The organism is Microbulbifer maximicatervae (SeqCode), assembly GCF_052467955.1.
This window is the reverse complement of the sequence record NZ_CP174329.1, coordinates 4,299,170-4,324,939: the sequence shown is the minus strand read 5'-3', so window position 1 is coordinate 4,324,939 and position 25,770 is coordinate 4,299,170. Positions and strand designations below refer to the sequence as shown.

The 25,770-nt window shown below is 47.1% G+C and carries 26 protein-coding genes; 13 read left to right on the top strand and 13 right to left on the bottom strand.

Features of this window, described 5'->3' with window-relative positions; all coding sequences use genetic code 11:
• Nucleotides 1–95: 95 nt before the first annotated feature.
• On the top strand, nucleotides 96–1,367 hold the full coding sequence (locus ACJJI5_RS18620) for an AmpG family muropeptide MFS transporter (RefSeq protein WP_444942509.1): 1,272 nt from the start codon (nucleotides 96–98) through the stop codon (nucleotides 1,365–1,367).
• A gap of 20 nt (nucleotides 1,368–1,387) precedes the next feature.
• On the opposite strand, the gene ACJJI5_RS18615 is transcribed toward ACJJI5_RS18620, so the two are convergent.
• Nucleotides 1,388–1,693 (bottom strand): MGMT family protein, encoded by a 306-nt coding sequence (locus ACJJI5_RS18615; protein WP_444942508.1) that lies wholly within the window; start codon nucleotides 1,691–1,693, stop codon nucleotides 1,388–1,390.
• A 241-nt stretch (nucleotides 1,694–1,934) separates the two neighbouring features.
• Here ACJJI5_RS18615 and ACJJI5_RS18610 point away from each other — a divergent pair, with 241 nt between their 5' ends.
• Nucleotides 1,935–2,966: a DUF481 domain-containing protein gene (locus ACJJI5_RS18610; protein ID WP_444926956.1), complete on the top strand. Its 1,032-nt coding sequence runs from the start codon at nucleotides 1,935–1,937 to the stop codon at nucleotides 2,964–2,966.
• Nucleotides 2,967–3,050: 84 nt separating this feature from the next.
• Complete coding sequence (locus tag ACJJI5_RS18605) at nucleotides 3,051–3,812, top strand: SDR family oxidoreductase (protein WP_413664719.1); 762 nt, start codon at nucleotides 3,051–3,053, stop codon at nucleotides 3,810–3,812.
• A 90-nt stretch (nucleotides 3,813–3,902) separates the two neighbouring features.
• On the opposite strand, the gene cfa is transcribed toward ACJJI5_RS18605, so the two are convergent.
• Nucleotides 3,903–5,051, bottom strand: coding sequence for a cyclopropane fatty acyl phospholipid synthase (gene cfa, locus ACJJI5_RS18600; RefSeq protein ID WP_444916332.1), 1,149 nt, complete (start codon nucleotides 5,049–5,051; stop codon nucleotides 3,903–3,905).
• Nucleotides 5,052–5,195: 144 nt separating this feature from the next.
• Here cfa and ACJJI5_RS18595 point away from each other — a divergent pair, with 144 nt between their 5' ends.
• The 8 genes from ACJJI5_RS18595 (at nucleotide 5,196) to ACJJI5_RS18560 (ending at nucleotide 11,490) form a co-directional block, all read left to right on the top strand.
• Complete coding sequence (locus tag ACJJI5_RS18595) at nucleotides 5,196–5,681, top strand: FxsA family protein (protein WP_445354910.1); 486 nt, start codon at nucleotides 5,196–5,198, stop codon at nucleotides 5,679–5,681.
• A 215-nt stretch (nucleotides 5,682–5,896) separates the two neighbouring features.
• On the top strand, nucleotides 5,897–6,190 hold the full coding sequence (locus tag ACJJI5_RS18590; RefSeq protein WP_020412315.1) for a co-chaperone GroES: 294 nt from the start codon (nucleotides 5,897–5,899) through the stop codon (nucleotides 6,188–6,190).
• 48 nt (nucleotides 6,191–6,238) lie between these two features.
• Nucleotides 6,239–7,879, top strand: a complete 1,641-nt coding sequence (gene groL, locus ACJJI5_RS18585) for a chaperonin GroEL (protein ID WP_108732154.1) — start codon at nucleotides 6,239–6,241, stop codon at nucleotides 7,877–7,879.
• A gap of 252 nt (nucleotides 7,880–8,131) precedes the next feature.
• On the top strand, nucleotides 8,132–8,494 hold the full coding sequence (locus ACJJI5_RS18580) for a hypothetical protein (protein WP_444894875.1): 363 nt from the start codon (nucleotides 8,132–8,134) through the stop codon (nucleotides 8,492–8,494).
• A gap of 117 nt (nucleotides 8,495–8,611) precedes the next feature.
• Nucleotides 8,612–9,028 carry a PaaI family thioesterase gene (locus ACJJI5_RS18575; RefSeq protein ID WP_445354909.1) on the top strand — a complete coding sequence of 139 codons (417 nt, stop codon included), beginning with the start codon at nucleotides 8,612–8,614 and terminating at the stop codon, nucleotides 9,026–9,028.
• Nucleotides 9,029–9,065: 37 nt separating this feature from the next.
• Nucleotides 9,066–9,494 carry a hypothetical protein gene (locus tag ACJJI5_RS18570; protein ID WP_445354908.1) on the top strand — a complete coding sequence of 143 codons (429 nt, stop codon included), beginning with the start codon at nucleotides 9,066–9,068 and terminating at the stop codon, nucleotides 9,492–9,494.
• Between the two features lie 205 nt (nucleotides 9,495–9,699).
• On the top strand, nucleotides 9,700–10,473 hold the full coding sequence (locus ACJJI5_RS18565) for an SDR family NAD(P)-dependent oxidoreductase (protein WP_445354907.1): 774 nt from the start codon (nucleotides 9,700–9,702) through the stop codon (nucleotides 10,471–10,473).
• Between the two features lie 18 nt (nucleotides 10,474–10,491).
• A complete protein-coding gene (locus ACJJI5_RS18560) occupies nucleotides 10,492–11,490 on the top strand; it encodes an AraC family transcriptional regulator (protein WP_445354906.1) in 999 nt (332 codons plus the stop codon).
• Nucleotides 11,491–11,589: 99 nt separating this feature from the next.
• Here ACJJI5_RS18560 and ACJJI5_RS18555 read toward each other — a convergent pair whose 3' ends face one another.
• From ACJJI5_RS18555 to ACJJI5_RS18540, 4 genes are all read right to left on the bottom strand, one after another.
• Nucleotides 11,590–11,895 (bottom strand): hypothetical protein, encoded by a 306-nt coding sequence (locus tag ACJJI5_RS18555; RefSeq protein ID WP_413664728.1) that lies wholly within the window; start codon nucleotides 11,893–11,895, stop codon nucleotides 11,590–11,592.
• Nucleotides 11,896–12,044: 149 nt separating this feature from the next.
• Nucleotides 12,045–13,490 (bottom strand): coniferyl aldehyde dehydrogenase, encoded by a 1,446-nt coding sequence (locus ACJJI5_RS18550; RefSeq protein WP_445354905.1) that lies wholly within the window; start codon nucleotides 13,488–13,490, stop codon nucleotides 12,045–12,047.
• Nucleotides 13,491–13,727: 237 nt separating this feature from the next.
• The gene (locus tag ACJJI5_RS18545) at nucleotides 13,728–13,994 is read right to left on the bottom strand and encodes a PepSY domain-containing protein (RefSeq protein WP_282931601.1); all 267 of its coding nucleotides are present in this window, start codon (nucleotides 13,992–13,994) and stop codon (nucleotides 13,728–13,730) included.
• Between the two features lie 130 nt (nucleotides 13,995–14,124).
• Nucleotides 14,125–14,532: a hypothetical protein gene (locus tag ACJJI5_RS18540; protein ID WP_445354904.1), complete on the bottom strand. Its 408-nt coding sequence runs from the start codon at nucleotides 14,530–14,532 to the stop codon at nucleotides 14,125–14,127.
• Between the two features lie 149 nt (nucleotides 14,533–14,681).
• On the opposite strand from ACJJI5_RS18540, the gene ACJJI5_RS18535 reads away from it, so the two are divergent.
• Nucleotides 14,682–15,713, top strand: coding sequence for a Fe(3+) ABC transporter substrate-binding protein (locus ACJJI5_RS18535; protein ID WP_282931603.1), 1,032 nt, complete (start codon nucleotides 14,682–14,684; stop codon nucleotides 15,711–15,713).
• 122 nt (nucleotides 15,714–15,835) lie between these two features.
• Nucleotides 15,836–17,521, top strand: a complete 1,686-nt coding sequence (locus ACJJI5_RS18530) for an ABC transporter permease (protein WP_445354903.1) — start codon at nucleotides 15,836–15,838, stop codon at nucleotides 17,519–17,521.
• A 6-nt stretch (nucleotides 17,522–17,527) separates the two neighbouring features.
• On the opposite strand, the gene ACJJI5_RS18525 is transcribed toward ACJJI5_RS18530, so the two are convergent.
• The 7 genes from ACJJI5_RS18525 to ACJJI5_RS18495 form a co-directional block, all read right to left on the bottom strand.
• Nucleotides 17,528–18,592, bottom strand: coding sequence for an ABC transporter ATP-binding protein (locus tag ACJJI5_RS18525; protein WP_445354902.1), 1,065 nt, complete (start codon nucleotides 18,590–18,592; stop codon nucleotides 17,528–17,530).
• A 493-nt stretch (nucleotides 18,593–19,085) separates the two neighbouring features.
• Entirely contained in the window at nucleotides 19,086–19,793 is a 708-nt protein-coding gene (locus ACJJI5_RS18520; protein WP_445354901.1) for a hypothetical protein, read from the bottom strand.
• A 702-nt stretch (nucleotides 19,794–20,495) separates the two neighbouring features.
• Nucleotides 20,496–20,753 (bottom strand): hypothetical protein, encoded by a 258-nt coding sequence (locus tag ACJJI5_RS18515; RefSeq protein ID WP_445354900.1) that lies wholly within the window; start codon nucleotides 20,751–20,753, stop codon nucleotides 20,496–20,498.
• A gap of 853 nt (nucleotides 20,754–21,606) precedes the next feature.
• On the bottom strand, nucleotides 21,607–21,936 hold the full coding sequence (locus ACJJI5_RS18510; RefSeq protein ID WP_445354899.1) for a hypothetical protein: 330 nt from the start codon (nucleotides 21,934–21,936) through the stop codon (nucleotides 21,607–21,609).
• 843 nt (nucleotides 21,937–22,779) lie between these two features.
• Nucleotides 22,780–23,460 carry a DUF6629 family protein gene (locus ACJJI5_RS18505; protein ID WP_445354898.1) on the bottom strand — a complete coding sequence of 227 codons (681 nt, stop codon included), beginning with the start codon at nucleotides 23,458–23,460 and terminating at the stop codon, nucleotides 22,780–22,782.
• 888 nt (nucleotides 23,461–24,348) lie between these two features.
• Nucleotides 24,349–24,762: a putative signal transducing protein gene (locus ACJJI5_RS18500; RefSeq protein ID WP_445354897.1), complete on the bottom strand. Its 414-nt coding sequence runs from the start codon at nucleotides 24,760–24,762 to the stop codon at nucleotides 24,349–24,351.
• A 70-nt stretch (nucleotides 24,763–24,832) separates the two neighbouring features.
• On the bottom strand, nucleotides 24,833–25,096 hold the full coding sequence (locus ACJJI5_RS18495) for a hypothetical protein (RefSeq protein ID WP_445354896.1): 264 nt from the start codon (nucleotides 25,094–25,096) through the stop codon (nucleotides 24,833–24,835).
• Nucleotides 25,097–25,770: the final 674 nt, after the last annotated feature.

The following is a 25,770-nucleotide window of genomic DNA, read 5'->3' as shown; positions in this document are numbered from 1 at the left end:
TCCATAGACTCGCCCTTATGTTTGATTGTGTGTCTGTTGCCTGTTGGGTCGGGTATCACTGGTAGATGATGCTCAGCGAATAAAAGCGACAAACTATGGCCCACGAAACCATCCGGGAGGCGGTGTTTAATCGGCGTATGCTGATTTGTATTGGCACCGGTTTCTCTTCGGGGATGCCTCTTTTTGTATTGATACAGTTGGTGCCCGCTTGGCTGCGTACCGAAGGCGTGGATCTGGCCACTATCGGTATTTTTGCATTGCTCGGATTGCCCTATACGTGGAAATTCATCTGGTCTCCATTGATGGAGCGCTACGCATTCCCGATGCTCGGCCGCCGGCGGGGCTGGATGCTGGTAATGCAGCTGTTACTGATTGTTTCCATTGGCGTCCTGGGGATGTTCAGTCCCCAGTTTGATATCTGGTCAATTGCCGCAATTTGCTTTGCCGTGGCTTTTTTTAGCGCCAGCCAGGATATAGTCCTGGATGCTTTCCGACGCGAGATTCTGCCAGACCAGGAGTTGGGCCTGGGCAATTCCTTTCATGCCAACGCCTATCGTATTTCCGGCTTGATTCCGGGATCCCTCAGCTTGATCCTGTCGGACCACCTGGCCTGGGATCAGGTGTTTATGATTACTGCGGCTTTTATGTTGATCGCCGTCTTTATGACCTTGATGGTGGCTGAGCCAGACCATCCAGCAGGTCGTCCTAAATCTTTGCGCGAGGCCATTGTTTTACCCTTTGTCGAATTCTTTAATCGCAATGGCGTAAAACAGGCGGTACTCGTACTGGCCTTTATGTTTTTGTACAAGCTCGGCGATAGCATGGCTACGGCACTGGCGACGCCCTATTACCTGGATATGGGATATTCCAATACGGATATCGGCATAGTGGCAAAGAATGCTGGTTTATGGCCTGCGGTAATTGGCGGTTTCTTTGGCGGCTTATTAATTGTGAAGATCGGGATTAATAAGTGCCTATGGATTTTCGGGGTGGTACAGCTGGTTTCAATTTTCGGATTTATGATTTTGTCTGAAGTGAATGGCGAGCTGGTGGGCACTCCAGATTTCAATCCGAGCCTCTGGCTATTGGCGATAGTAATTGCCTTTGAGTATCTCGGGGTGGGGTTGGGGACAGCGGTGTTTATTGCATTTATCGCCCGAACTACCAGCAAGTTGCACACCGCGACTCAATTTGCCTTGTTTACTGCGTTGACCTCGCTCCCGCGCACCTTCGCCAATGCCTCCACTGGCTATTTGGTGGAGGGAATGGGGTGGACACATTTCTTTCTCCTGTGTGCCGTTTTGGCGGTGCCTGGAATGATCCTGCTATTTTGGGTCGCGCCCTGGAGGGCTGATGAAGTAGCGTAGTTTTCTGTCTGCGATTGGGGCTAAGGTTTCCAGCGGTATTTGCCCATATCCACTCGCCCTTTCAGCAGTATGACCCCCTCTCTTTCCAGTCTTTCACGCTGGCGGCTGGCGCCGGGTTCCGGCAGGGAGATGCGCCCCTGGGCGTTGATCACCCGGTGCCAGGGCAGCTTGGTACCCTGGGGTAATTTACGCAGGGTCTGACCTGCAAGTCTCGCAGCGCGTGGGTAGCCGGCCATCTCAGCCAAGTCCCCGTAGGTGACAACCCGCCCTTTGGGGATCGCCGCCAAGGCTTGGCATATTCTTTCCAGGGAGTTCTGTTTTTCCATAAAAAAAGCTCTGAATATCGGAGAACTACGTTGACTGGGCGCAATTTTTTACTTGGAAATCTCCTGAAACCGAGATTTTTATTCGCCATTAATGGATACTTTACCAGCTTGCAAGGTCACAGTTTACTGGCGCAAAGCCTCTGTTGTGACAGCGTGCCACATGATTCTAGTTATGGCATCATGGTGCGATTACTGCGGCTATTTGCACCGTTCATACACCTAAAAAGTCCAAGGTTTCTTAGTGGTTTTATCGACACGACTTCCCAGGTTCTTTGCTCGAACTCTCTTATTTCTTGTGCCCTTCCAGGTCTATGCCGGTGTGCTGACCCTGGAAAATGGCGATCGTATTCAAGGTGAGTTGGTACTTGTGGAAAAGGATCAGGTCACTTGGAAGTCAGAGACTTTTGGTGAGGTAAAAGTCGACAAATCCAAAGTGGTGTCGATGGATATCGATACCGACATCAAAATTGCCGGCAGGGATGAACCCTGTACCTTGGCCGGCCACCGCCAGGAGCGCTGGGAAGTGTACTGCGCTGAAGGTCGCGGCTGGCTGATCGATTTTCCGGGCATTGAACGAGCAGAGCCTTACAGTACGTTTACCACCAGTCCGGTGTTATTCAGCGGTAATGTTACCGCCGGGGGCGTATTCGAGAGCGGTAACCGTGAACGTGAAGACTTGGATGCCAGTATAAACTTGGATATTCGCCATGGAGATTTCCACCATCTAATCGGCTCTGTGTATCAGAACCAGGACAATGAGGAAGAAGGTGATCTGGAGAAATACCAGCTCAATTATGATCTTCGCTGGATCTTTGCTGAGAAGTGGTTTGCCGCGGCTAATAGTGAGTTGGAAAGGGAAGAGGCCCAGAACTTAGACTTGGGAACTACGCTCGGTCTCGGTATGGGTTATCTGTTTTACGATACCAGTAAAACCACTTTTTCCCTCGAAGGTGGTGTGAGTAGCCTGCATGAGAGTTTTATCGACGAAGAGTTGAGTGAAGACCAGGATGAGCGCTATGTCGCCGGTCGAATTGCACTTAACTACCGCTACAAGTTTTCCCTTGGGCCGGAAATTTATTTCGACCAGGAAACCTTACAATCCTTTGATCACAGTAACGACTACGAAGCTAACGCCAAGCTGGGGGTGCGCACACCGCTGGTTGAAGGCGTGCTGATGGAGATCGGTTACGAGTGGCAGTACGACAATACGCCCTCCCTGGAAAGTGAAAAAGAAGATACCAAAGTGACCGTTGGTGTCGGTTACGAATGGTAATTCCCCCTCGAGCCTGCATAGGGCAGGTTCGAAGGCAGTCATAAACGATAAATCTAAAAAACGAGCGACGACGAGGAGTTCAATATGCAAATCGCTGACAGTATTGTTGCGATTACCGGTGCGGGCCAGGGGTTGGGCCGAGCCATGGCCGAGTATCTGGCTGCGCGGGGCGCCCGCCTGGCCCTGATCGATGTTAATGAGGAAGGCCTGAAAGACAGCGTTGCAGCTTGTGAAAAGCTCGGTGCAGAGGCTCGCAGCTACTTGATCAATGTTGCCGATGAGGAAGCGGTGGACTCCGGTTTTGCGAAAATCGCAGCAGACTTTGGCGGGCTCCAGGTTCTGGTTAATAACGCCGGCATTATGCGCGATGGCATGTTGCTCAAGTGTAAAGACGGCAAAGTGACAGATCGCATGTCCCTGGCACAGTGGCAGTCTGTGATCGATGTGAACCTTACCGGTGTATTCCTTTGTGGCCGCGCAGCTGCGGGTATTATGGCGGAAAGCGGTAAGGGTGGGGTGATGGTCAATATCTCCAGTTTGTCCCGTGCGGGTAATATGGGGCAGACCAACTACTCCGCCAGTAAAGCGGGTGTTGCAGCGATGACGGTATCCTGGGCACGCGAACTGGCGCGCTACGGCGTGCGTGTTGCCGGGATTGCTCCGGGTTTTATCGGCACCGATATGGTTGCGCAAATGCGCCCTGAGATTCTTGAGAGTCTGGTAAAACAAGTTCCCCTGCGCAGGTTGGGCGAGCAGGATGAGATCGCTTCGACAGTAGCGTTTATCCTGGAGAACGACTACGTCACCGGTCGAGTGATAGATATTGATGGCGGAGCGCGCTTGTAAGCTTCCCTCTTCCCCAGCATAAAAAGGGTGAACTGAGTTCACCCTTTTTTGATTCCGCAATTAGTTTCTTGATTTACAGCAAATAGTGCCTTAACTCAAACGCGTAACACCATCGGCGCGGAACTTCGAATACATTAGCTGCCATAGCTGAAGTGTACGTCCCCGGAATGCACCGGCGTAAGATAGTAGATAGTAGCGCCACATCCTGTAGAAGCGCTGGCCGTAGCGATCGGCAAAGCGCGGCCAGTTTTTCTCAAAGTTTTCATGCCAGGCCATAAGGGTTTTATCGTAGTAGTATCCAAAGTTGTGCAGGTCTTCGCACACTAGCAAGCGATCGGTCGCGTCGCCCAGCTGTCCTACGGAAGGTAGCTCACCACCTGGGAATATATATTTTTCTGTCCACAAGTCCGTAGATGCGGTGCGCTGGTTGTTGCCGATCGTATGTAACATCATCAATCCATCTTTGTTCAGACAGCGCGCTGCTGTTTCCATAAATGTTCGGTAGTTCTTGCGGCCGACATGCTCAAACATCCCTACGCTGGCGATGCGGTCGAAGGGTTCTTTGAGTTCTCTATAATCCTGAAGGCGAACAGTAATTGGCAGTTCACCATAGCGCTCTGTCACATAGGCTTTTTGCTCTCGGGAAATCGTAATCCCAACACACTCCACTTGATACTTTTGCGCGGCATAGCTAACCAGGCTACCCCAGCCACAGCCAATATCCAGCAAGCGCATCCCGGGTTTCAATTCCAGCTTGCGGCAAATCAGGTCCAGCTTGGCTTCCTGGGCTTGGTCGAGGGTTTCAGCCTCTTTCCAATAGCCGCAGCTGTACGTAAGCCGATTGTCGAGCATGGCACTATAGAATTCATTGCCCAGGTCGTAGTGTTGCTCTCCCACATTAAACGAGCGGTTTTTGCTTTGTAGATTCACCAGATAGCTGCGTGTGGCGCGCCAAAAGTAGCGCCAGTTCTTGATACTGTGATGAATCTCAGCACTGAGTAACCGGTGGAAGAATTGATCCAGGTCTTGGACATCCCAATCGCCGCGCATATAGGACTCACCCAGGCCCAAGCTGTGCCGGGCGATGACCTCATCAAGGGCTGCTTCCCGGTGGAGTTGCAGGTCCCAGGGTCTTTCCCCGTTAATTTGAATGTCCGCTTTCGCCAATATATCGTCCACTAAGTGGCGACTGCGTCCGATGGCTGGCACTTCTATAGCATCCTGTTGCTCGCTTGCCATTCAATCCTTCCTCTCTCCAGTTACTGTGGGGTGGAATAAGGCGCCCTTGAATAATTTGCCTCCCCACTCCATTTACTACAGCATATTGAAAAAACCGTGATCGTCCCGGCTCTCAGCGAAGCTGGTTAACTAGGAATTTCCGCAATGCGCCCATTATTACTTCTATTTATAGCCCTACCTGTACTCGAAATGTGGGTGTTGATTGCCGTAGGGAGTGAAATTGGCGCCCTGCCAACGATCGGCCTGGTCATTTTGACCGCAGTAGTAGGAGTGACACTGCTTCGCCGCCAGGGAATCTCTACCCTGATGCGGGCCCAGGAGAAGATGCAGGCTGGGAATATTCCCGCCAAAGAGATGGTTGAAGGGATATTCCTCGCGGTGGGTGGTGTGCTGTTGCTCACCCCGGGCTTTATTACTGACTTCTTTGGCTTTATCTGCCTGATTCCAGGGCTCAGGAACCTGTTGCTCGGTTTTATCCTTCGCCACGTCAAAGTGGTTCCTCCGCAGCACTTCAATCAGTCGCCAAATCACAAGCGTAGCGACGACATTATTGAGGGGGAGTATTCGAAAGATGAGAAGCGCCCCGGAGAGAGTCAACACTCCGTTGAAGATAAGCGCCCCAAGCCCTAATTGGGTTAAAAAATATACAAAATGTCAGTGATGAGAATTTGCTTTGCAGTTTTTTCACCTGATGGTGTTGAAATCCTTATTCCCGCCCATAGATAGGGTTCAACTGAGAATTAAGCCCCGCCTCTGGGGATCAGAGAGGGGTGAGGTTACCGGCCCAAAGGGCCAGTGCCGCCCATGTTGGAAACCATTAAAACGACTCAATGGAGAACTTATCCATGAAAATTCGTCCTTTACACGACCGCGTCGTAGTACGCCGTAAGGAAGAAGAAGCGATGTCAGCTGGCGGTATCGTGCTGCCAGGCGCTGCCAAAGAAAAGCCGAACCAAGGTGAAGTGGTAGCCGTGGGTGAGGGCAAGCAGCTGGACAATGGCGACGTTCGCGCACTGTCTGTGAAGGTAGGTGACACTGTTGTTTTCGGTCGCTATGCCGACAGCAATACCCTCAAGGTGGAAGGCGAAGAGCTGATCATCATGAGCGAAGGTGACATCTACGGCGTGTTGGAAGGCTAAGGCCAGCCTTTAACTTTACTCGCAAAAAGAATTTGAGGAATAAGAATCATGGCAGCTAAAGACGTAATTTTTGGTGACGACGCTCGTCAGAAAATGCTGAAAGGCGTAAACATCCTGGCAGACGCTGTAAAAACTACCCTGGGTCCTAAAGGCCGCAACGTAGTTCTGGACAAGTCCTTCGGCGCTCCTACCGTAACCAAAGACGGTGTTTCCGTAGCGAAAGAAATCGAGCTGAGCGACAAGTTCGAAAACATGGGCGCACAGATGGTTAAAGAAGTTGCTTCCAAAGCTTCTGACACCGCTGGTGACGGCACCACCACCGCTACCGTTCTGGCCCAGGCTATCGTAACTGAAGGTCTGAAATCCGTAGCCGCTGGCTTCAACCCAATGGACCTGAAGCGCGGTATCGACAAAGCGGTAACCGCAGCTGTTGACCACATTGCTGGCCTGTCCACTCCTTGTGCTGATACCAAGTCTATCGCTCAGGTAGGTACTATCTCCGCTAACAGCGACGAGAGCGTTGGTACCATCATCGCTGAAGCCATGGAAAAAGTTGGCAAAGAAGGCGTTATCACTGTTGAAGAAGGTTCCGGCCTGGAAAACGAGCTGGACGTAGTAGAAGGCATGCAGTTCGACCGCGGCTACCTGTCTCCTTACTTCATCACCAACCAAGAGAACATGACTGCCGAGCTGGACAATCCGTTCATCCTGCTGGTAGACAAGAAAATCTCCAACATCCGCGACCTGCTGCCCCTGCTGGAGCAAGTAGCTAAAGCTTCCAAGCCGCTGCTGATCATCGCTGAAGACGTAGAAGGCGAAGCACTGGCAACTCTGGTTGTTAACAGCATGCGCGGCATCGTTAAAGTTGCTGCTGTTAAAGCACCTGGTTTCGGCGACCGTCGTAAAGCCATGCTGCAGGACATCGCTATCCTGACTGGTGGCACCGTGATTTCTGAAGAAGTTGGCCTGGAGCTGGAAGGTACCACTCTGGAGCACCTGGGTACTGCTAAGCGCGTAACCCTGTCCAAAGAAAACACTGTAATCGTTGACGGCGCTGGCAATGTTAAAGACATCGAAGCTCGCGTTAGCCAGATCCGTGCACAGATCGAAGAGTCCTCTTCCGACTACGACAAAGAGAAGCTGCAAGAGCGCGTAGCCAAGCTGGCTGGCGGTGTTGCGGTAATCAAAGTAGGCGCCGCTACTGAAGTGGAAATGAAAGAGAAGAAAGCCCGCGTTGAAGACGCGCTGCACGCTACCCGCGCCGCAGTAGAGGAAGGCGTAGTGCCTGGCGGTGGTACCGCTCTGGTTCGCGCTACCCAGGTTATCTCTGTAACTGGCGACAACGAAGACCAGAACCACGGTATCGCAGCAGCCCTGCGCGCTATGGAAATGCCTCTGCGTCAAATCGTTTCCAATGCTGGTGACGAAGCCTCCGTAGTTGTTGACAAGATCAAGCAAGGCGAAGGCAACTTCGGTTACAACGCTGCTACTGGTGAGTACGGCGATATGCTGGAAATGGGTATCCTGGATCCAGCTAAAGTAACCCGCTCTGCTCTGCAAGCGGCAGCTTCTATCGCTGGCCTGATGATCACCACCGAAGCCATGGTTGCAGAAATCCCGGAAGACAAGCCGGCTGCTCCTGACATGAGCGGTATGGGTGGCATGGGCGGTATGGGCGGCATGATGTAAGCCGGCCTTAAAGCCTATCTAAAGAGCCCCGCAATTGCGGGGCTTTTTTTTGCCTTGTGAAAAGTGGTTTACTAGAGGCAGCTTTGAGTTGGCATATAGCTTTCTCCAGGGAGTCTAGTGGTGTGGTTGAGGACACTTAGCTGCTGGAACAGGGTTTACAGGGGTGGATTTAGGTAAGAAGTTCTGATGGCTTGAGTAGACTACTTGAGATGTTGCCACTTAACTCGATTGTAGTTTCGTGAGGATATTGAAATGAAGTATATAGTGATACTGATGTCGCTAGTTTTGGGGAGTTGTGTGGGGCAAGAGTTTTCTAGGGTAGAGCGGGTACCTTCGATCACTCTTGATGAAAATATCGTTTATTCAAATGCTGGATTTGAGGGGTACGATCTGGGTTTTAGTAAACCAGAGATAAACGTACCAGCTGTTTCTTCTCTAAATGAAATGCCTCCATACACTTATTCTGAAGAAAGTGGTTGGAGAGGTGGCTGTATCGTATTCGACATGAATTTCATCGCTGAGGCTAACTTAATATTGGACTTAAAAGGGGTTAAAGAGACCTGGACCCCAATAGATGGGGAGCCTAAGAAATTATATATTTTTGAGGTTCGCTAATTAGATTTACTTTACAAGCGGCTAAGTTGTCGAGATCAAGTAGAGCAAGACTGGCAGTCGGTGGTGAACTTGATTGGATTTAAAATAGCAAACGTAGAATAGACTTTGTGAGGGGATATGGATATCTACGAAATGGTCGAGTCAGGAGATCTGACAGTACCTGAGTGTGCGAAAACTCTGGGATTTGACTTGATAAGCTATTCACGTGAAAAAATGGAGATGAAAGCCCGATTTTTTGCCAGGGAGTCATTCTTAAACCCTGCGGGAACAATACAGGGTGGGTTTCTATGTGCAATGCTCGACGACGTAATGGGTCCTGCACTTGTATTTTCGCTGAATATTGGTCAGTTTGCTCCGACACTAGAGCTAAAGACTCAATTTGTTCGCCCAGCTAAAGTGGGGCCAGTTGAGGGTGTTGGCAGAGTTGTATCTAGAGGTGGAACTATCTGCTTTCTGGAAGGAGAGCTTCTTCAAGAGGGGAAACTTATTGCTAGGGCGACTGCTACCGCTTTAATAAAGGGACAAAATTTATAAATCCTTGATGAAGGATGTGATGTTTTCTGAGGTAAAAATGAGTTTTGAACAAGGCATATATAGCTCCCCGGAAAGTGAGCTTTGCCCGGAGGGAAATAAGCGGGTTAAGTTGGGGAGCGTTCTTTCTATATTGGGTGCTGTTCTTCAAACCCCGATTATTGTGTTCTTTTATTTGGGGATGTTGAGTTTTTGGGAAACTTTTCAGATCGCCCAATCACTTGATACATCCCCTGAAGTAATGGCAAGCATGATGAGCCAGTCCCTCTCTAATTTTGTTATAGGAGGTCTATTGTCTGGTCCAGGCTTGTTGATTTCCTGTGCTGCTTTGTTTTTATCGTCTTTTCGAACTAAGTGGTTGTTCTGGTATTCTTTAATACTCTCACTGATTTGGATTAGCTCTTTTCCGTTTGGGACACTATTTGGTTTGATATATCTGTTAATAATTTTGATTAAACGAAAATCGTAAATGCAGATTGTTACTGGTGTGGAACGGAGTTGACTTTATCCAGCCCGTTTATGGACTCAAAGCGGACTGATTAATTTCCCACTTGATGAAAGAACTACCAATGTGGTTTTGGCATACTTGGATAGTCACTTGGCATCATCGGATTCTTAGTTGGCGCCTTCTGATCATATACTGATTTCAAGATTAACGCTTGGGAGACAGATAGATGGAAACGGCACTTATTACTGGGGCCTCTGGTGGCATCGGCCTTGAACTGGCCAGGATACATGCATCTAAGGGTGGCAACTTGGTTCTGGTTGCCCGGTCTGAAGGGAAGCTTTCAGCACTCAAACAGCAACTGGAGAAGGAGTTTGGTATCCAGGCAATGGTTATTGCCGAAGACCTTTCTGACCCCATGTCCGCGCAGAGAATTTTTGAGCGAACCCAAAGTGAGGGTGTGGAGATTGGCGTTCTAATCAACAATGCGGGTTTTGGTGGACATGGTCTTTTCCATCAAAGGGATTTGGAAGCTGAGCAGGGCATGATGCAGGTGAATATGGTTTCCCTTACCAATCTCACCCATCTGTATGTTAAGGGGATGGTTGCCCGCAATAGTGGGCATATTCTTAATATTTCATCTACAGCCTCTTTTATTCCCGGCCCTTTACAGGCGGTTTACTACGCAACAAAAGCCTATGTAACTTCATTTAGCCAGGCACTGGCTGAGGAATTGAAAGGCACAGGTGTAACAGTAACGGCTTTGTGCCCCGGTGCTGTTGCAACAGGGTTTGTTGCGGCTGGTGATCTTCAGGGTGTCGATATTTGGAAAAATGCCCGTTCGGCTGAGTCTGTTGCCAGATGTGGCTATCAGGCAATGGAGCGGGGAGATCTGGTTGCTTTTAATGAGACACGGCTCAAGTTGTTTCTGAATTGGATAATGCCTTTACTGCCCCGTAAAATGGTACTGAAGTTTTCTCGTCAGACGATGGAAAAGTCTTAATTGCAGGCAGGTCCGGTAATGATCAAACGTGCAGCGAAATTCCTGGTACCTCCCAGCTGGAAGTTGATATTACACGATATGAATATCGATACAGCGCTGGCTCTTGCCTATGCCGGGTTACCTGCGGATCTGTTACAGCGGGAGGCTGTGACACTCACTCCGGTGGAATATTTCCGTTTCTGGTGTGGTATCGATCAGGCCTCTAAGGATCGGCCACTACCACTTTTACTGGCGGAGCACCTTTCGGCTGAGTCATTTGACCCTCCCATATTTGCGAGCCTGTGCAGTGCAAATCTGAATCAAGCTCTACTGCGGATACAGCAATACAAACCATTGATCGGCCCCATGGAATTGCACTTGGATATTACTGATGAGTACACCAAACTCAATTTAGAGTGCTATGGAAGTGATGGAAATATTCCTGAAGCTTTGGGCCTGAGCGAATTAATTTTCTATATCCGCCTGGCTCGGTTGGGAACCCGGGAGGAAATTCAACCATTGGAATTGGCACTACCGCAGCTGCCTGAAGATCAAACGCCTTATCGGGAGTTTTTTGGTTGTTTAATTAAGCAGTCAGACCGGGTGAGAATTTGTTTCTCAGCGCAAGATGCACAAAAGCCATTTCTGACTGCCAATGCCCCTATGTGGGATTTCTTTGAAGGTAAATTGAGCCAACAGCTCAAGGATCTGGATAGCGAAGCCACAATGGGAGAGCGGGTAGGTTCAGTATTGATAGAGTTACTACCGGCTGGAGAGAGTTCTGTCGAAGCAGTGTCTGAACGCTTGGCTATCAGTAAAAGGACTTTGCAGCGGAAACTGGGTAAGGAAAATCAATCCTTCCAGACAGTATTACAGGGAGTTAGATCAAGTTTGGCTGATCACTACCTCGCCAAATCCAGCCTTCATCTGGGCGAGATTTCTTTTATGCTGGGATTTAAAGAACCCAATTCATTTATTCGGGCCTACCGGGGCTGGAAAGGAATGACACCATTGCAATACCGGGACTCTATTCACTGAATAGATCCGTTAGTAAAAAGCCAATGTTTGCATATCACTGTATATTTTTGTGACCAGTTTGGACCTAGAGGCTCCTTAGTTTTAACATTTAAACAGCCATTAATTGGCTGGTCGGTCAGCAATAATTATTCCGTTGTCCGGATTCACTTCCAAAGCCCTCAATTCTCCTCCGTAGACCGCCTGGATTTTCCATCTTCCGCCCACAAATTCGATATGCGTGATGGGATTAAACCCAAGACCATGCAGTTTCGCTTTAATAGTGGATAAGTCCAAGGCAATGACCGAGGGTTCCGCTCCGTAAAGGTCGGGGCTGTCGTAGATGGGGGCGGGTTTATTGGGATCGAGGCCGGGGGGGATTGGGTTAGTGAGATTGCCAACTAAAGCTATGGCGGTAAGAAAAATCATCTACGGCTCCAAACAGCTAACAAGCCATAGTTTTAGTTTGGACTAGGGATTATCGCAGTGCCAGCGGGCTGTAGTGATTTCGATCTTATCTGAGCGCGATTATAGCAGTGAATGGCCCGGCTACAGGATGTAGCCGGGCCATAAAAATACTAGCGGGTAAGTTTTAGCATAAAGTCGATAACACGAGTTGAGAGTTTGCCATAGGGAGGCCGCAGTAATTTTAATAGATCGATTGGGCCCTGATAGAAGATGGGGCGAAGTTTAGAGAAGGTTAAAAACCCCTCGTAGCCATGGTAGTGGCCCATACCGCTTTCACCAACGCCGCCAAATGGAATATCGTGCTGACCAACGTGCAGTACACAATTATTTACCGACACGCCTCCAGACATTACCTTGTTGATATATAAATCTTGTAAGGTTTTGTCGTGAGTGTAAGGGTAAATCGCCAGGGGTCTGGGGCGAGCATTAATATAATCAATAACTTCCTCTGGCTTGGAATAAGTGATAATCGGCAATAGCGGGCCAAAAATCTCACGCTGCATTGCCAGCATCTCGCTGTCTACGTTGGTCAGGATATGTGGGGGAAATTTTCGCAGTTTATTGTCCCTATCCAATTTGCCAGCACTTAAATCTATGGTATTAGCACCCTTAGCCTTGGCGTCATCCAGGGTTGCCCAGATTCTCTGGTAAGATGTGTCGTCGATAATAGAAGTGTAATCCTGGCCATCTAAGTTGGGGTAGCGCTTCTGAACATAATGTTTTGCGTGCTCGATAAACTCTTCGAGATGCTCCTCCGGCAAGAAAAGATAATCCACGTTGACACAGATCTGCCCGGCGTTTACCAGCTTCCAGTAAATTAGTTGCTCGGCGGCTTTCTTAACCGGGTAATCCGAGCCAACAATTGCCGGTGATTTACCACCAAGCTCCAATGTGACTGGAGTCAGGTTTTCTGCGGCGGAGCGCATTACTGCACGGCCTGTATTACTGGAGCCGGTAAAAATTAAGTGATCGAATTTAAGGCTGGAAAATACCGGGCCTATTTCATCGGCATCGGGAATAAAAACCAGCTTTTCTTCCGGGAAGTATTGTTCACAGACGTTACTGAGTAATTCTGCAAGGTGCCTGGAATTGGTGGACATCTTGACCATCGCCTGATTGCCTGCGGCGAAAATATTGGTCAGTGGTGAAAAGCTTAAGTTTATTGGGAAGTTCCACGGCACTATGACGCCAATTACCCCCAGAGGTTGTGGGACCACACGATTTTTAGAAAGGGGATAGGATTTAAAATCTGTATGGCGCCGCCTGGGTTTCATCCACTTCTTTAGGCGCTTGATAGTCTCTTTAATACCGGAGAGCGCTGGGTAGATATCGTAGAGCAGTATCTCTTCCCTGGCTCGATTGCCGTAGTCGTTACTGATCGCCTGGATAATGGGTTCTTGCTGTTCTCGCAGGAGCTGGGCAAGGGTTCTAAGATCCTGCACACGTTGCTGATAGCTGGGAGTCGGGTTGGCCAGGTAGGCACTGCGCTGTTTGTCCAGATAGTTTTGCAGTACCGCTTTGTCTGCATCCTGCCGGGTCAGGGTTTGTGTTGTCATTTTATTATCCTGTGGCGTTGATCTCAGAAAGACTAAACGAAATTGAATCGGAGTGATTGACCAATCCGGTAAATTCCTTTGATGATCGGAGAACAAATTTTATCCGGGGTATGGCCAAGTTTGTTTTGCCATCGCAATTTATGGCGCGGATTACATCGCAATGTTCAAGCAGAATAGGTTAGGGCCGGCTTTGGCAGCCGGCCTTGGCAGGATAGCTGGGAATGAGGACAGTAACCCTTAATCGTTGTCCGGTTTTTCCGACAAAACTTCCGCAGAGTTGGGGTCTACGTGCAAGTCGTACTTCTGGTCACCCTTATAGGCCTCAATCTTCCACTTACCCTTGTCCAGATCGACCTCAACAATTGGGGTGTAGCCCTGCTGTTCCAATTTGGTCAATACGGTGGAAAGGGCCATAGCTCCGGGTGGGGGCTTTTCTTTGGCGAGTGCATAGGGTAGTGCTGTTGCGGCGATAAAGGCCAGCAACAACTTGCTGATAGGCTGCATGGTGCTATTACCTCGCTGTCTATTTGCTAAATCGCAGTATCCTATGAATCAAATCTTCCCTTAACCGAGCGATCGGTATTTCCAAACAGTAAAATAAAAACTGATGCGTCTGCGTTTGGTTTCCAGGCACTTATAAAGGGGTTTGTGGACTGCCCTCGGTAAGATGCTTCTGGATAGCCTCGCACCACTCCATTCCTCCGGGTTTGAGACCGTTGGTATTGGCTCCGCTGAGCCGGGTGATGGCTGTGAACCACTCCTCACTACCGGTAGTCGGCATACCGGATGGGTATAGTTTCGCCATATCGCCATTTTGCTGGGCAAGTACTTGCTGTTGAACCCAGGCAAACCATTCCGGGGTGCATATAGCTGCAGCTTTCTTATCCGCTTCCGCTCCATTGCCCGGTGGGGCAATGGGCTCCTTCATGGCGCTGGTAGCCGACTCATCTGCAGGAGGGGCTGCAGGTGACTTGGAGTCCTTCGGGCCCCCACAGCTGCAGAGGACAAAGATCAGTGCTATTAAAGGGCCAAAGCGGTACATGGGACCTCTATGGGTGGCGGTATCAAGCCTAAGCATAGGAGGAAATTGACGACTTTGCCTTATCGCCTTAGGTCATATGTATTTTTATTGACATTGCCATTAAATCAAATGAGAATGTTTCTCGTTTAATCCAAGGGTGATCTACGATAATGTCTACCAGAGCTCTATTTCAAAAAGTGCTGGCTGTAGCCGGCTTGTTGGGTGCTGTGGGTGCCAGTGCGGCCGAGCAGGTAAATATCTACTCCTACCGACAGCCTTTCCTTATAGAGCCGATCTTAAAGGAGTTCACCGAGAAAACCGGTATTGAGGCCAAAGTGGTCTACGCCAGCAAAGGCTTGAACGAGCGTTTGCAAAGGGAAGGGCGCAACAGCCCCGCTGACCTGGTCCTGACTTCCAATACCAGCAGCCTGATGGATCTGCTTAATAAGCAGCTGACCCAACCGGTAAGCAGTGAAATCCTGGAAGACAATATCCCATCACAATTTCGCGATAAGGCCGGCAACTGGTTCGGCCTGACCACCCGGGCGCGTTTGATCTACGCCTCCAAAGACCGCGTTAAGCCCGGTGAAATTACTCGCTACGAAGAGTTGGTAGACCCTAAGTGGAAGGGCCGAATTTGTACTCGTAGCGGTAAGCACCCCTATACCCTGTCCCTGATCGCCTCCATGATCGCCCATCACGGTGAAGCAGAAACCAAAGAGTGGCTGCAAGGTGTGAAAGCAAATCTGGCGCGTAAGCCCCAGGGTAATGACCGCGCTCAGGTTAAAGCGATTAGCGAAGGTGTCTGCGACCTTTCCCTGGGTAACAGCTACTACTTCGGTAAAATGATTACCAATAAGGAGCAGCCGGAGCAGGTGGATTGGGCCAAGTCTGTAAACCTGGTCTTCCCTAACCAGAAAGATCGCGGTACCCATATGTTTATTTCCGGTGCGGCGCTGACCAAGCACGCCCCCAACCGTGAAAATGCCGTTAAGCTGCTGGAATTCCTCAGCGGCGCCGATGCTCAATACTCTTACGCTGAGAAAAACTTTGAGTTCCCGGTACGCCCTGGCACTGCCCGCTCTGAGTTGATTAAGGAGTATATGGGTGAGTTTAAAGAAGACGATCTGAGTCTCACGGAGATCGGCTCCTACGTTCCAGCGGCTTCCCGCATGGTTGATGAAGTACGCTTTGACTTTTAGAATGGTTAACTGAATGGGAATTGCTGCCGAGTAAATTGACAGCACTATCTCAGCCTTATTCGAACGGCCCTGTCGAGAGACCAGGGCCGTTCTTTTATAATGAGCTTTTGATTCCTTAATCCATGCTAAACCGAGCAAACTTATCAGCTTCCCGCTGGCTGCTATTGGTAGCTACTATCTCCCTTCTGGTAGCTCTGCCAGTGCTATCCATTTTTTGGTTGGCATTTTTCCCTGAAGAAAATATCTGGCCGCACCTGGTGGACACGGTGTTGTTTCACTATGTGTCCTCCACATTGATTCTGGCTGGCGGTGTCGGTTTGGTAACACTGATAACAGGCGTGGGCAGTGCCTGGCTGGTGAGCATGTGCCAGTTCCCCGGGCGTCGTTTGTTTGAGTGGGGGCTGTTATTGCCGTTTGCTGTTCCCGCCTATGTGATTGCCTACGTTTACACGGACTTGCTGGAATATGCGGGCCCTGTGCAAAAGTCCCTGCGCGCCTGGTTTGGTTGGCAGACAGCCAGGGATTACTGGTTCCCGGAGATCCGTAGCATGGGTGGGGCGATTGCCATGCTGTCACTGGTGCTCTTCCCTTATGTCTATATGCTCGCGCGAGCAGCCTTTATCGAGCAGTGCGGCAGTATACGTGCCGCGAGCCGGTCATTGGGCTGTACGCCCTGGCAGAGCTTCTTGCGCGTATCCCTGCCAATGGCACGCCCGGCAATTGCGGTGGGTTTATCACTGGTATTGATGGAAACCCTGAATGATTTCGGCACAGTGGACTTCTTTGCCGTACGCACCTTGAGTGTCGGGATTTACGATACCTGGTTGAGCCACGGTAATTTAGGAGGCGCGGCACAAATTGCCTGTAGTACCCTGATTTTTGTTGTTCTGCTAATTACGCTGGAGCGAATGGGGCGGGCGAGACAGAAGCACTTTGTACAATCGCCAAATTCCCAGCGTGAACGCTATGTATTGCGCGGCTGGCGATCCGGTGTGGCCCTGTTGTTCTGCGGGTTACTGTTGGTGGCCGGTTTTATTATTCCCCTGCTGGTTCTGGGAAGTTACGCACTCAGTAATTTCTCCAGTTACTGGAGCGAAGATTTTATACAGATCGCCAGCAATAGCTTGTTGCTGTCAATCGCAGCGGCACTGGTCTCTGTACTGCTGGGCTTGCTGTTGGCTTACGGTAAGCGACTGCAACCCAAAAGATCCGTGCGGGTCTTGGTCGGCTTTTCCAAGCTGGGTTATGCAATGCCCGGGGCAGTACTGGCGATTGGTGTCCTGATTCCCCTGGCCGCTTTTGATAACGCGGTGGATGCTTTTTTACGTGAACACTTTGATATCTCCATAGGGCTGCTGTTAAGCGGCAGTATTTTCGCCATTATTTTTGCCTACACAGTGCGCTTCCTGGCAGTGTCCACAGGGGCCATAGAATCCAGCCTGGAGAAAGTAACCCCTTCAATGGATCGCGCTGCCCGCTCCCTGGGACGCAATAGCTGGCAAACCCTGTGGGCTGTACATCTACCTTTGGTACGTACAGGTCTACTAACGGGTGGCTTGGTGGTCTTTGTGGATTGTATGAAAGAACTGCCGGCGACTTTGTTACTGCGCCCCTTTGGCTTTGACACCCTGGCGACTTATGTTTACCAGTTTGCTTCCGATGAGATGCTGGAACGCTCGGCCCTGGGGGCTTTATTGATTGTCCTGGTGGGATTGATACCGGTGATTTTACTAAGCCGTTCCATTGGTTGGCGCAGAGGTGAGGAGCGCACAGCCGTGGCGGACTCAGAAGCGCCCGCCTTGTCCTGATAGCTTTTATCGGGCCTGGTCAAACACCAGAGCAGAGGAAAGGTGCAGGGGAAGTTTATCACCGGGAGCCGCTTGAACATCTGCATTCAAAGCGGCCTCGACAGTTTCCCCTGTGGCTAGCTGAAAGCGATAGCTCACCTGGTTGCCGAGAAAATTCTTTTCCACAACCTGAGCCATCACAGCACTGGGATGTTCACCTGCGGCAATATCCTCACTGCGCACAAACAGTTCGAGCTGATCTCCACTTTCGTATGCAGCTGTTGGCACCTTCACTTCCCCCAGAGGGGTGCTAATCAGGTCATTGCCCACAACAGTACCGGAAATGATATTCCCTTCACTAACAATCCTTGCAACTGCCAAGTTTCTAGGTGTTTGATAAGTGTCTTGAGGGCTGTCCCACTGCTGTAATTGGCCTTGGCTTAGTACTCCCAGCTTATCTCCGGCAATAAAAGCCTCATGGCGGTCGTGGGTAACAATAATTGCAGGGATCTTCTCTTCGCGCAGTATATGGCGGACTTCGGCGGCGAGACTGCGGCGCAACTCGGTATCCAGATTGGAGAAGGGTTCATCTAGGAGTAACAGCTTGGGGCGCGGTGCCAGTGCCCGAGCCAGAGCAACACGCTGCTGCTGACCGCCAGAGAGCTGATGTGGGTACTGTTGCCCAAAGCCTTCCAGATGCACTAACTTTAGCAAAGACTGGGTGCGGGATTGCCGCTTGCTTTTCGGCATTGACTGGATACCGAAGGCAATATTCTGTTCAACGGTAAGGTGTGGGAAGAGGGCGTAGTCCTGAAATACCACCCCAATATTCCGTTGCTCTGCGGGAATCTGTTTCTCACAGGAGGAAATCACTTCCCCAGATAACTGGATACTCCCCGCTGAGACCGGCTGAAAACCAGCAATGGCGTGCAGCAACGTTGTTTTGCCACAACCGCTGGGGCCCAACAAACAGGCAATTTCCCCCGCCTGTAAAGCAAAGGAAACCGATTCGATAACTACCTGCTCACCGTAGCGGCACTGCAGGTCTTCAATAGTGAGTATGGGGTGCACGGGTTTTCCAGTAGTTTGCATTCTCGACACTTCAAGCAATTTTCAGACGCAAAGCTGAAGATGGGATCCATAAACAGGTAACACACAGCGTAGAGTCGCCAGAAACTAAATTTAATAGTGTGGTGAAGCAAGATATAATCAAAAAAGGTTTTCGTAAATATATCTAGGGTTAACCAGAACTAACAGCCATTATACATATATTGAATATAACTTTGATAGCTCTTTATCTAAGGCGATACTCATAAATGTGACCTGAGTTAGCGAAGCTATTACAGGCGGAAATCGAGTAATCTGAAAAGCTGTTAGCCCCTGCCATTTGAGCAGTTAGGAAATAAATGTTCGTACCCGCACTTATTTAAATGGGCGATTACCTTGACTTAAGATGAGGGGGAAGTTTTGAACTCACCTTTTTTTACATTGTTTTCTTATCGATCTTAGCGAGGATAAAGAGAGATAGTTCCAATTAATAATACTCTAAGTGCCGATCATTCGGCACTTAGAGATTTGATTGACCCTATTGATTTAGGTTTATTCCGGCATAGTACATAGAGTCTAAAAATGGGGTTATATCTACGCCATTAAGACTGACACTCATAGCTTCCAGTCCGACGTGAGCCAATTCAGTATTTGTACGATTGATCACGCTAACTACTACTTCTTTAAGAGCTTCTTTCATTAGTTTATCGACATTCGTAGAGTGCAAAACTCCCATTCCTTCATTTTCTCTGCTGACTTCATTGAATAACTCGTTTGCCAATATAACTCGGCCTTCTTTGTCAGACAGAGTCAAAACTATTGAAACATGTCTTCTGCTTGTTACTGTCACTAGTCCAGTTTCATTTTCAAACTCAAAATTTAATATTTTACCATTTAAAGAATAGGAGGGAGAGGTTGACTCCTCACCTTTAAAGGCGTCAACACCCACCATTTTAAAATCTTTAATAAAAACATCTTGCAGTATCTGAGCAACTGGCTGGTACGCAACGCCTTCATACTTTAGGCCAAATTTCCAAGCGCCTTGCTTGCCTATAAAGCTCTTTGATTTTTCATCATTTTCATCAATCCAAGAGCGTGAATCCTCAAATTGATAAACAGCTAATCTTGTGCCAGAGATACCGTTGTGTTCTAGGTTAACACCTGGCTCGTATGTGGCTACCAGAGCTCTAGTACATCCGCCCAGCATAATAATTGCTAAAAAGATTGATGTGATTTTTAGTTTCATTTTAAACCCTCATAATATATTTTGTTTAATGTTATAACATTTATCTAGTGACTAACTTGACTCGCTTTAGGCCCCATCATTATTTTGTTGCACTTTTAAACTCTCCATGTTGGGGGGGTATATGCAAAACTTGTACTTTGGTGATAGGTTTTAAAATGGCCATAGTATTGCGGCAATAAGTTACAAATGATGCGAGCTCGCGGATTCTAAAGACTTTCTCTTCAAACTTCCATATTTCCACATATTAATAGTGAAAAATTCATGCCTCTTAAGTCAAATAACAAGTTGCTTAGGTATTTTTTCTGTTGCTAAATATGATGGGCGTCTAGGAAACTGGTCTATGGTCTTGTGCAAGCGTCCCACCTCCCTGCTAATATGATCAGTGCCGTGCTAGTTCAAAATGAGAGGGGTAGTTGAGTGCTGGAATTTGATGTGGCTTTACAATCTCCCTAAAGCTTTACTGCGCTATTAGCGATTTACATTAGAGTGATTGAAAAAAACTGTAATAAAGCATTGCTTTTTAGGATGAATGTCGCCGAAAGCAAAAGTGTGTGCTTGGTGCAGAGATGCCCGTCGCATAAGGTGGTCTTGCCCACAAAAAGTGGAAACTTTGACTATGCGCCTTTGCGTTCATACCCTACTGGACTTTCATAGCTTAATATAGAACACCTACGAACCCTAAGATAGAAAATCTCAATGTATTCAAACATCTCGGATTTTGCTTGCTTTTGGCAGTGACTGGATACCGAAGGCAATATTCTGTTCAACGGTGAGGTGTGAGAAGAGGGCGTAGTCCTGAAATACTATCCCAATTTTCCACTTCTCTGTGGGAATCTGTTTTCCACGAGAGGAAATCACTTCCCCGGATAGCTGGATATTCCCTGCTGCGACTGGTTGAAATCCAGCGATGCGTGTAGCAGCGTTGTCTTGCCACAACCGCTGGGGCCCACAAAAAGGCAATTTCCCCGCCTGTAAAGCAAAGAAGACTGATTCGATAACTACCTGCTCACCTTAGCGGCACGGCAGGTCTTCAATAGTGAGTATGGGATGCACGGGTTTTCCAGTAGTTTGGCCTGTAAACAATTTGGGCAGCTACTGGGTCTAGTTCCTGATCATAGCTATCACCAAACTGACCGATAGTCAGTCCAGAGTGATGCATACTTTTAGTTGTGCAGCAGTGTTTAAGCGAGTCTAATCCCGATTATACCATTAGCCTCAGTATTTGGTGCGTGTACTGGACTGTGAGAGATTTCGAGTGAAGATAACAGTACATCACATACATTGAATGTTTCAAGGAGGGATATCTTCGCTGGTCGTTCATCAATACTGAGGTCGATATGACGAGCGCAATCTTCTTTTTATATGAGGAAAATTTGAAGCGAAAATTCTTTGAAGGGGTTAACCGAACTTCCGCTAACGTTTGTTGACCAATATATGGTCTAGTATATTGCTTTACCGCCAGGCATTTTTGTCACTAATTCTTGGAATTATTCATGGTGTTTAGGATGGTTGAGCTTATTTGTTCTAATTTCTTTCCATTATTGAAGCTCAATCGATAACAAGGTAAAGTGTAATTTACTCGAACCTAAGCACCAATGTATTGGCCAGCATTAAAAGTTATTTACATTAGACAAATAAAAGGGATAGATATTTCACGCTTGGAGATGTTTTTTTTGAAAATAGAATTGAGTTTGTTATATGGTTGTTGGGTAAAACTCCTTACAGGTAGGAGATTGCCTATTGTAGATTTTCATGACGGGTGGCGCGAGGCCAGTAGCCACAAGCTACCGGCATACCCGCTACATGATGTGAGTTATTTAAAAATCACAGAACTCAAATTTAAGTATGATCCTTGGCAATCGTAGTAACTTATTTGTATTGATTTATCTGCCATGTATGCAGAAATTAGGAATGACAATCTCCCTTCATAGTTCTCAGAAGTTTCTAACATTACAAATGTCTTGTTGTTGGTGCAATCCAAATTACTAATACTGGGATCATTTTCAAATCCGCTTAATTTTACATATACACCATTGGTTTGAGCTTTCAGATCTTCTATCTTATGAGCTTCAGTAAATGCAGCATTGCCCGAAAGTGGAAGTAAAAGAGCTGCTGTTGCCAAGAGGCTTCTAAGGATGGACATGTTTTTCCTATACTATTTCAATGGTTGCGTAGCGAAATTATAAAAATCAGGCCTTGAAAAATCTTTTATTCCCGGGGCTTCACTAGATAATAATTTCAGGTGAGGCTAGATGATATCATCCAGCTATACTTGTTGGAATATTTTGAAGTATTTTAACTCGCAATGTTCCATTAATGATACAGCACAATGGACTAAGCTGAATAACTATTCTTGGTCTCAAATCTTATTTTTCATGTAACTAGAAATAAATCAATTATCATTGGTGATAATGCTCCATAGGGGGTACTCAATAGCAGCCCCTTAACACATATAAATGATAGGATCCTCAATGCTATCTGCCCGTTTTTTAGTCCTATCGGTATCTGAGCACCAATTTGTACAAGTAAGGTGTGTCGGTATTCTTTGTCCATCTCCGGGTGATGGTAGTTTTTGAGATCATCATCCGATGACACCTAAGGGTGCATTATCTGCAACGCGCTAAGAGTCCTTTAAGAAACGGTTTCTTTTTTGATAAAGGTATTCTTTTCAGTCGAATAAATAAAGGTAGAATTTCGCTTGTTTAGTTTTTCCTAGGTTTAAATATTTAAGATGCTCTTCGTGGGAGAGTAAATTGATTCTCGCCTTCGGTACTGGCAAAGGACATATTTGTTATGGTTTTCTACTGGGTCGACTTATTAAAAAAACAACAACAGGTATGAAAGTGATAAAAAGTCTAAAAGCCTAAAAGACATAAATCGAACATTTATTTTAGATGAAGGTCTGAATGGCAACAGTCTCAATCTGTGGGAATCCAAAATTAATGTGCTTAGTACTGCCTGTTAACGCCTAACTTCGTTGCCCCAATTATGAGGGTTGTTTTTCTATTTTTGATTTATAATAATTTATTAATAGAAAGTAAATCCATAAGGTCGATATCGCAGCAAAGAAGCACCAGGTTGATACCCATGTTTCGCGTTGAGTGAAATAAACGATAACACCTAGTGTCATGACAAGTGCCCAAAATTTTATAAAAATTCGATTGCTCGATAATAAAAATAAAAATCCAAGTAAAGAATAGATAATATGTCCAGTTGTAATGGCGAATAAGCTGTAATCGGATGTGATATAGCATAAGCTATGGCCGCACACGCTCGTTTTTATTAAGTGTCTTGGTCCTGTTTCTAATAGGATGGGTATCCAAAGATATAAGCCAAAAATAAAACCTATGATTGTTAATATAATAAAGAAAATTCTTTTCCATTTTTTTGTCTCAAGACTAAAGGCAACAATTGGTATCCAGACAAGCCAAAAAAACAGAGCAAAAAATAAATAAAAAATAGAAGATGCTGCGGTCAGTGACACCAAATTTTCGTTGTATCCAATCCATACTACCCCTTCACTTACTTGCTGTAACGCAAAAAGGAGGGGGGTGACTGCGAGTAATAAATAGGTTTTATCATTTTTCATAGCATGTGTTGTACACAAAGCACCACCGAAAATAAGCAGAGCTGCTGATCCGAACGATGCCGTGGCTGAAAAACACATAATGATTTTCTCTATATGTAATGTATTCTAACTTAAGCCAAAGTCGTATAATTTGATATGCAACATAACAATATCCATAACCTAGAAAGTTAGTTGACTTTGCTAATTTGTACTAAGCTTATGAATTAGATTGTGATGACTAAGTCTACTTCAATGTTTTCAATTCATCTTATGAGTTAAGCTGAAAAGACTAATAAAGCTATATTGAGTTTGCTTATGTAGGTAGATACCTATATAAGTAAAATCTATGTCGAGAGGGTTAAACAAGCCAGTGTAATGCCGCTGGGGTAGTTGCATTATCTATTTAGTTGATCAAAATGGGTCTCAGTTTTGCTTCTTGGCTGTGGGTTGGCTTTTACGCTTAACAGTCTTAATACGTCCGTTAAATTAAATACAGTGGGGTATTACCCCATTCGATACTTGCGAGTCATTACGATGAACACATTTAGCCGGGGGTGCTAATAAGTCGTTGATACGAGAGTAATTGCCTTTTATCTAAGACATTTTAGATTTCAGATGTGTGCCACGAATAAGCCTATCTACCGTAAACGAGAACTGACAGTCATAGGTTTTCAATTCCATAGCCCTCGGTATCCCTGCCATACTTTACGACTCACTTTGGATATTTCGGTTAGGGCTGGCAATCACATCCATTTGATCCCCTATTTTTCCAGATGATTGGCCATATAAGAATGATTGGGGTGTTTAAAATGGCGTTGTCTTGTTCGCGGTGATTGTAAATCAGGCAATTAAGGTTTAATCCAGCAGTTTGGTGAATGGATACACCTTATTTGTTTAGTTTAAAACTCATATTCAAATCAATACTCTTTTAACAAAGAGTATGGGTGGGGGTATTGGCGCCGTGTTCAACATTAAAGGGGCAATATTTTATGATCGCTGAATATCAAGCTTTTGGAAGTGGCCGCAGTCCTTGCACTTAACTCCATGTTGATAGAAAAATAAAGGCATCCCCAAAAGTAGGAAGACCAAAAATGCGGGCTTTTTCCCCTTGGTAAATGGCTCGACATTTCGTGATGAGCAGGACTCGCATACCCTTTCTTCATCATGCCCCAATTCTTGGTCTACAAGATTGGAACGGTCTTGATTCAATATTTCATTGGCTTCATCTAGGTCGTTTTCCGACACTTGAAGCCTTACTCCACCCATAGCATTAGAATATAGCCACTGCATATTGACTGTGTGCTCATCTGCAATGAAAGCGTGTATTCCTTCAGATTCAAGTCGTGCTTTTGCAATCTGCGCTTCATATGGAAATGAGAATCTAGCAACGGTTACTAGCAAGTGATCACCTTAGCGCTTAACGTCTTGAGCTGCGGGACGAAGTGTCTGAAAACTTAGACGTGTTATGTTTTTATAGCCCACTAAGGAAACCCCACAACTTACCCCAGCGTTCAAGCTTTTGATCAGCGCTCAATAGCCTCGGCTGAACTTGAATAGGGTCGCCAAGTTGATCTACACCTTTCAATAAGTTGAGATTTACTGCTCCACGAAGCTGGCTATTTATATTGCAGCCTACGGCTAGCAGTTGATTACAACCTTTGCAATGGTAGAAAACTGCAAGCTGATCTCCATTTTGATTAGTTGAAATTCCATCGCCAATGAAAACCGCAGACATAGTTGGGTCACTTATAATTGGGGAAGGATTGGCTTGGCAATAACTGCAATCGCAAATGCGCGGATTCAAAGCTTCGAGCGGCTTTGCTAACTGAACTTCAATATGCCAACGGTTACATTTACACGACCCCTTAAAGAGCATAAAAATTAGTTCCAATTATGATGAAGCATAGTGTCTATATAATGGGCAAGTGCAGCGGCTCCAGAGCTTTATCGCACCTGCCACCCTAAGGACCGTAGCAACGAATGCCTAGTTTATTTGATTGTAATGTCGTTCAGCTTGAACAGGACACATCGTTTGCCACCCCAACAACAATTACGAAGTTGGTGAAAAACTCACTCGCAGTGAAGTAACCACATTCCCCAGACAAATCCACACCAGAGTTCAAAGCAATTGTGTATTTGTAGCTTCCATTATTTTGCTCAATGACCGGTAAATTGTCCCGGACTCATCTGGTGCTACAGCACCAAACCTAAGTCTATTGATTGGAAGCGGAACAACTGCCGAGTCTACCTATATTCCACTTTGGTTCTTGATCATATTCGGCATCACTCCAAAGTAAGCCTCTCTAACACCAATACAGCGGTAACTAGCAAGCAATATCTTCTTTTCAAAATCGGATACTGCACAGAACGGAATAATACCCGCCAGCAGTGGCCACAGAGAAGTGGAAT

Bases quoted from the DNA above. Each gene is read 5' to 3' on its own strand.
- ACJJI5_RS18525 (WP_445354902.1), bottom strand. From the start codon at position 18,592: ATGCAAACTACTGGAAAACCCGTGCACCCCATACTCACTATTGAAGAC.
- ACJJI5_RS18575 (WP_445354909.1), top strand. From the start codon at position 8,612: ATGGATATCTACGAAATGGTCGAGTCAGGAGATCTGACAGTACCTGAG.
- ACJJI5_RS18530 (WP_445354903.1), top strand. From the start codon at position 15,836: ATGCTAAACCGAGCAAACTTATCAGCTTCCCGCTGGCTGCTATTGGTA.
- ACJJI5_RS18620 (WP_444942509.1), top strand. From the start codon at position 96: ATGGCCCACGAAACCATCCGGGAGGCGGTGTTTAATCGGCGTATGCTG.
- ACJJI5_RS18510 (WP_445354899.1), bottom strand. From the start codon at position 21,936: ATGTCCATCCTTAGAAGCCTCTTGGCAACAGCAGCTCTTTTACTTCCA.
- ACJJI5_RS18605 (WP_413664719.1), top strand. From the start codon at position 3,051: ATGCAAATCGCTGACAGTATTGTTGCGATTACCGGTGCGGGCCAGGGG.
- ACJJI5_RS18550 (WP_445354905.1), bottom strand. From the start codon at position 13,490: ATGACAACACAAACCCTGACCCGGCAGGATGCAGACAAAGCGGTACTG.
- ACJJI5_RS18520 (WP_445354901.1), bottom strand. From the start codon at position 19,793: ATGAAACTAAAAATCACATCAATCTTTTTAGCAATTATTATGCTGGGC.
- ACJJI5_RS18590 (WP_020412315.1), top strand. From the start codon at position 5,897: ATGAAAATTCGTCCTTTACACGACCGCGTCGTAGTACGCCGTAAGGAA.
- ACJJI5_RS18595 (WP_445354910.1), top strand. From the start codon at position 5,196: ATGCGCCCATTATTACTTCTATTTATAGCCCTACCTGTACTCGAAATG.
- ACJJI5_RS18545 (WP_282931601.1), bottom strand. From the start codon at position 13,994: ATGCAGCCTATCAGCAAGTTGTTGCTGGCCTTTATCGCCGCAACAGCA.
- ACJJI5_RS18560 (WP_445354906.1), top strand. From the start codon at position 10,492: ATGATCAAACGTGCAGCGAAATTCCTGGTACCTCCCAGCTGGAAGTTG.
- ACJJI5_RS18505 (WP_445354898.1), bottom strand. From the start codon at position 23,460: ATGTGTTTTTCAGCCACGGCATCGTTCGGATCAGCAGCTCTGCTTATT.
- ACJJI5_RS18570 (WP_445354908.1), top strand. From the start codon at position 9,066: ATGAGTTTTGAACAAGGCATATATAGCTCCCCGGAAAGTGAGCTTTGC.
- groL (WP_108732154.1), top strand. From the start codon at position 6,239: ATGGCAGCTAAAGACGTAATTTTTGGTGACGACGCTCGTCAGAAAATG.
- cfa (WP_444916332.1), bottom strand. From the start codon at position 5,051: ATGGCAAGCGAGCAACAGGATGCTATAGAAGTGCCAGCCATCGGACGC.
- ACJJI5_RS18565 (WP_445354907.1), top strand. From the start codon at position 9,700: ATGGAAACGGCACTTATTACTGGGGCCTCTGGTGGCATCGGCCTTGAA.
- ACJJI5_RS18540 (WP_445354904.1), bottom strand. From the start codon at position 14,532: ATGTACCGCTTTGGCCCTTTAATAGCACTGATCTTTGTCCTCTGCAGC.
- ACJJI5_RS18495 (WP_445354896.1), bottom strand. From the start codon at position 25,096: ATGTCTGCGGTTTTCATTGGCGATGGAATTTCAACTAATCAAAATGGA.
- ACJJI5_RS18580 (WP_444894875.1), top strand. From the start codon at position 8,132: ATGAAGTATATAGTGATACTGATGTCGCTAGTTTTGGGGAGTTGTGTG.
- ACJJI5_RS18535 (WP_282931603.1), top strand. From the start codon at position 14,682: ATGTCTACCAGAGCTCTATTTCAAAAAGTGCTGGCTGTAGCCGGCTTG.
- ACJJI5_RS18615 (WP_444942508.1), bottom strand. From the start codon at position 1,693: ATGGAAAAACAGAACTCCCTGGAAAGAATATGCCAAGCCTTGGCGGCG.
- ACJJI5_RS18555 (WP_413664728.1), bottom strand. From the start codon at position 11,895: ATGATTTTTCTTACCGCCATAGCTTTAGTTGGCAATCTCACTAACCCA.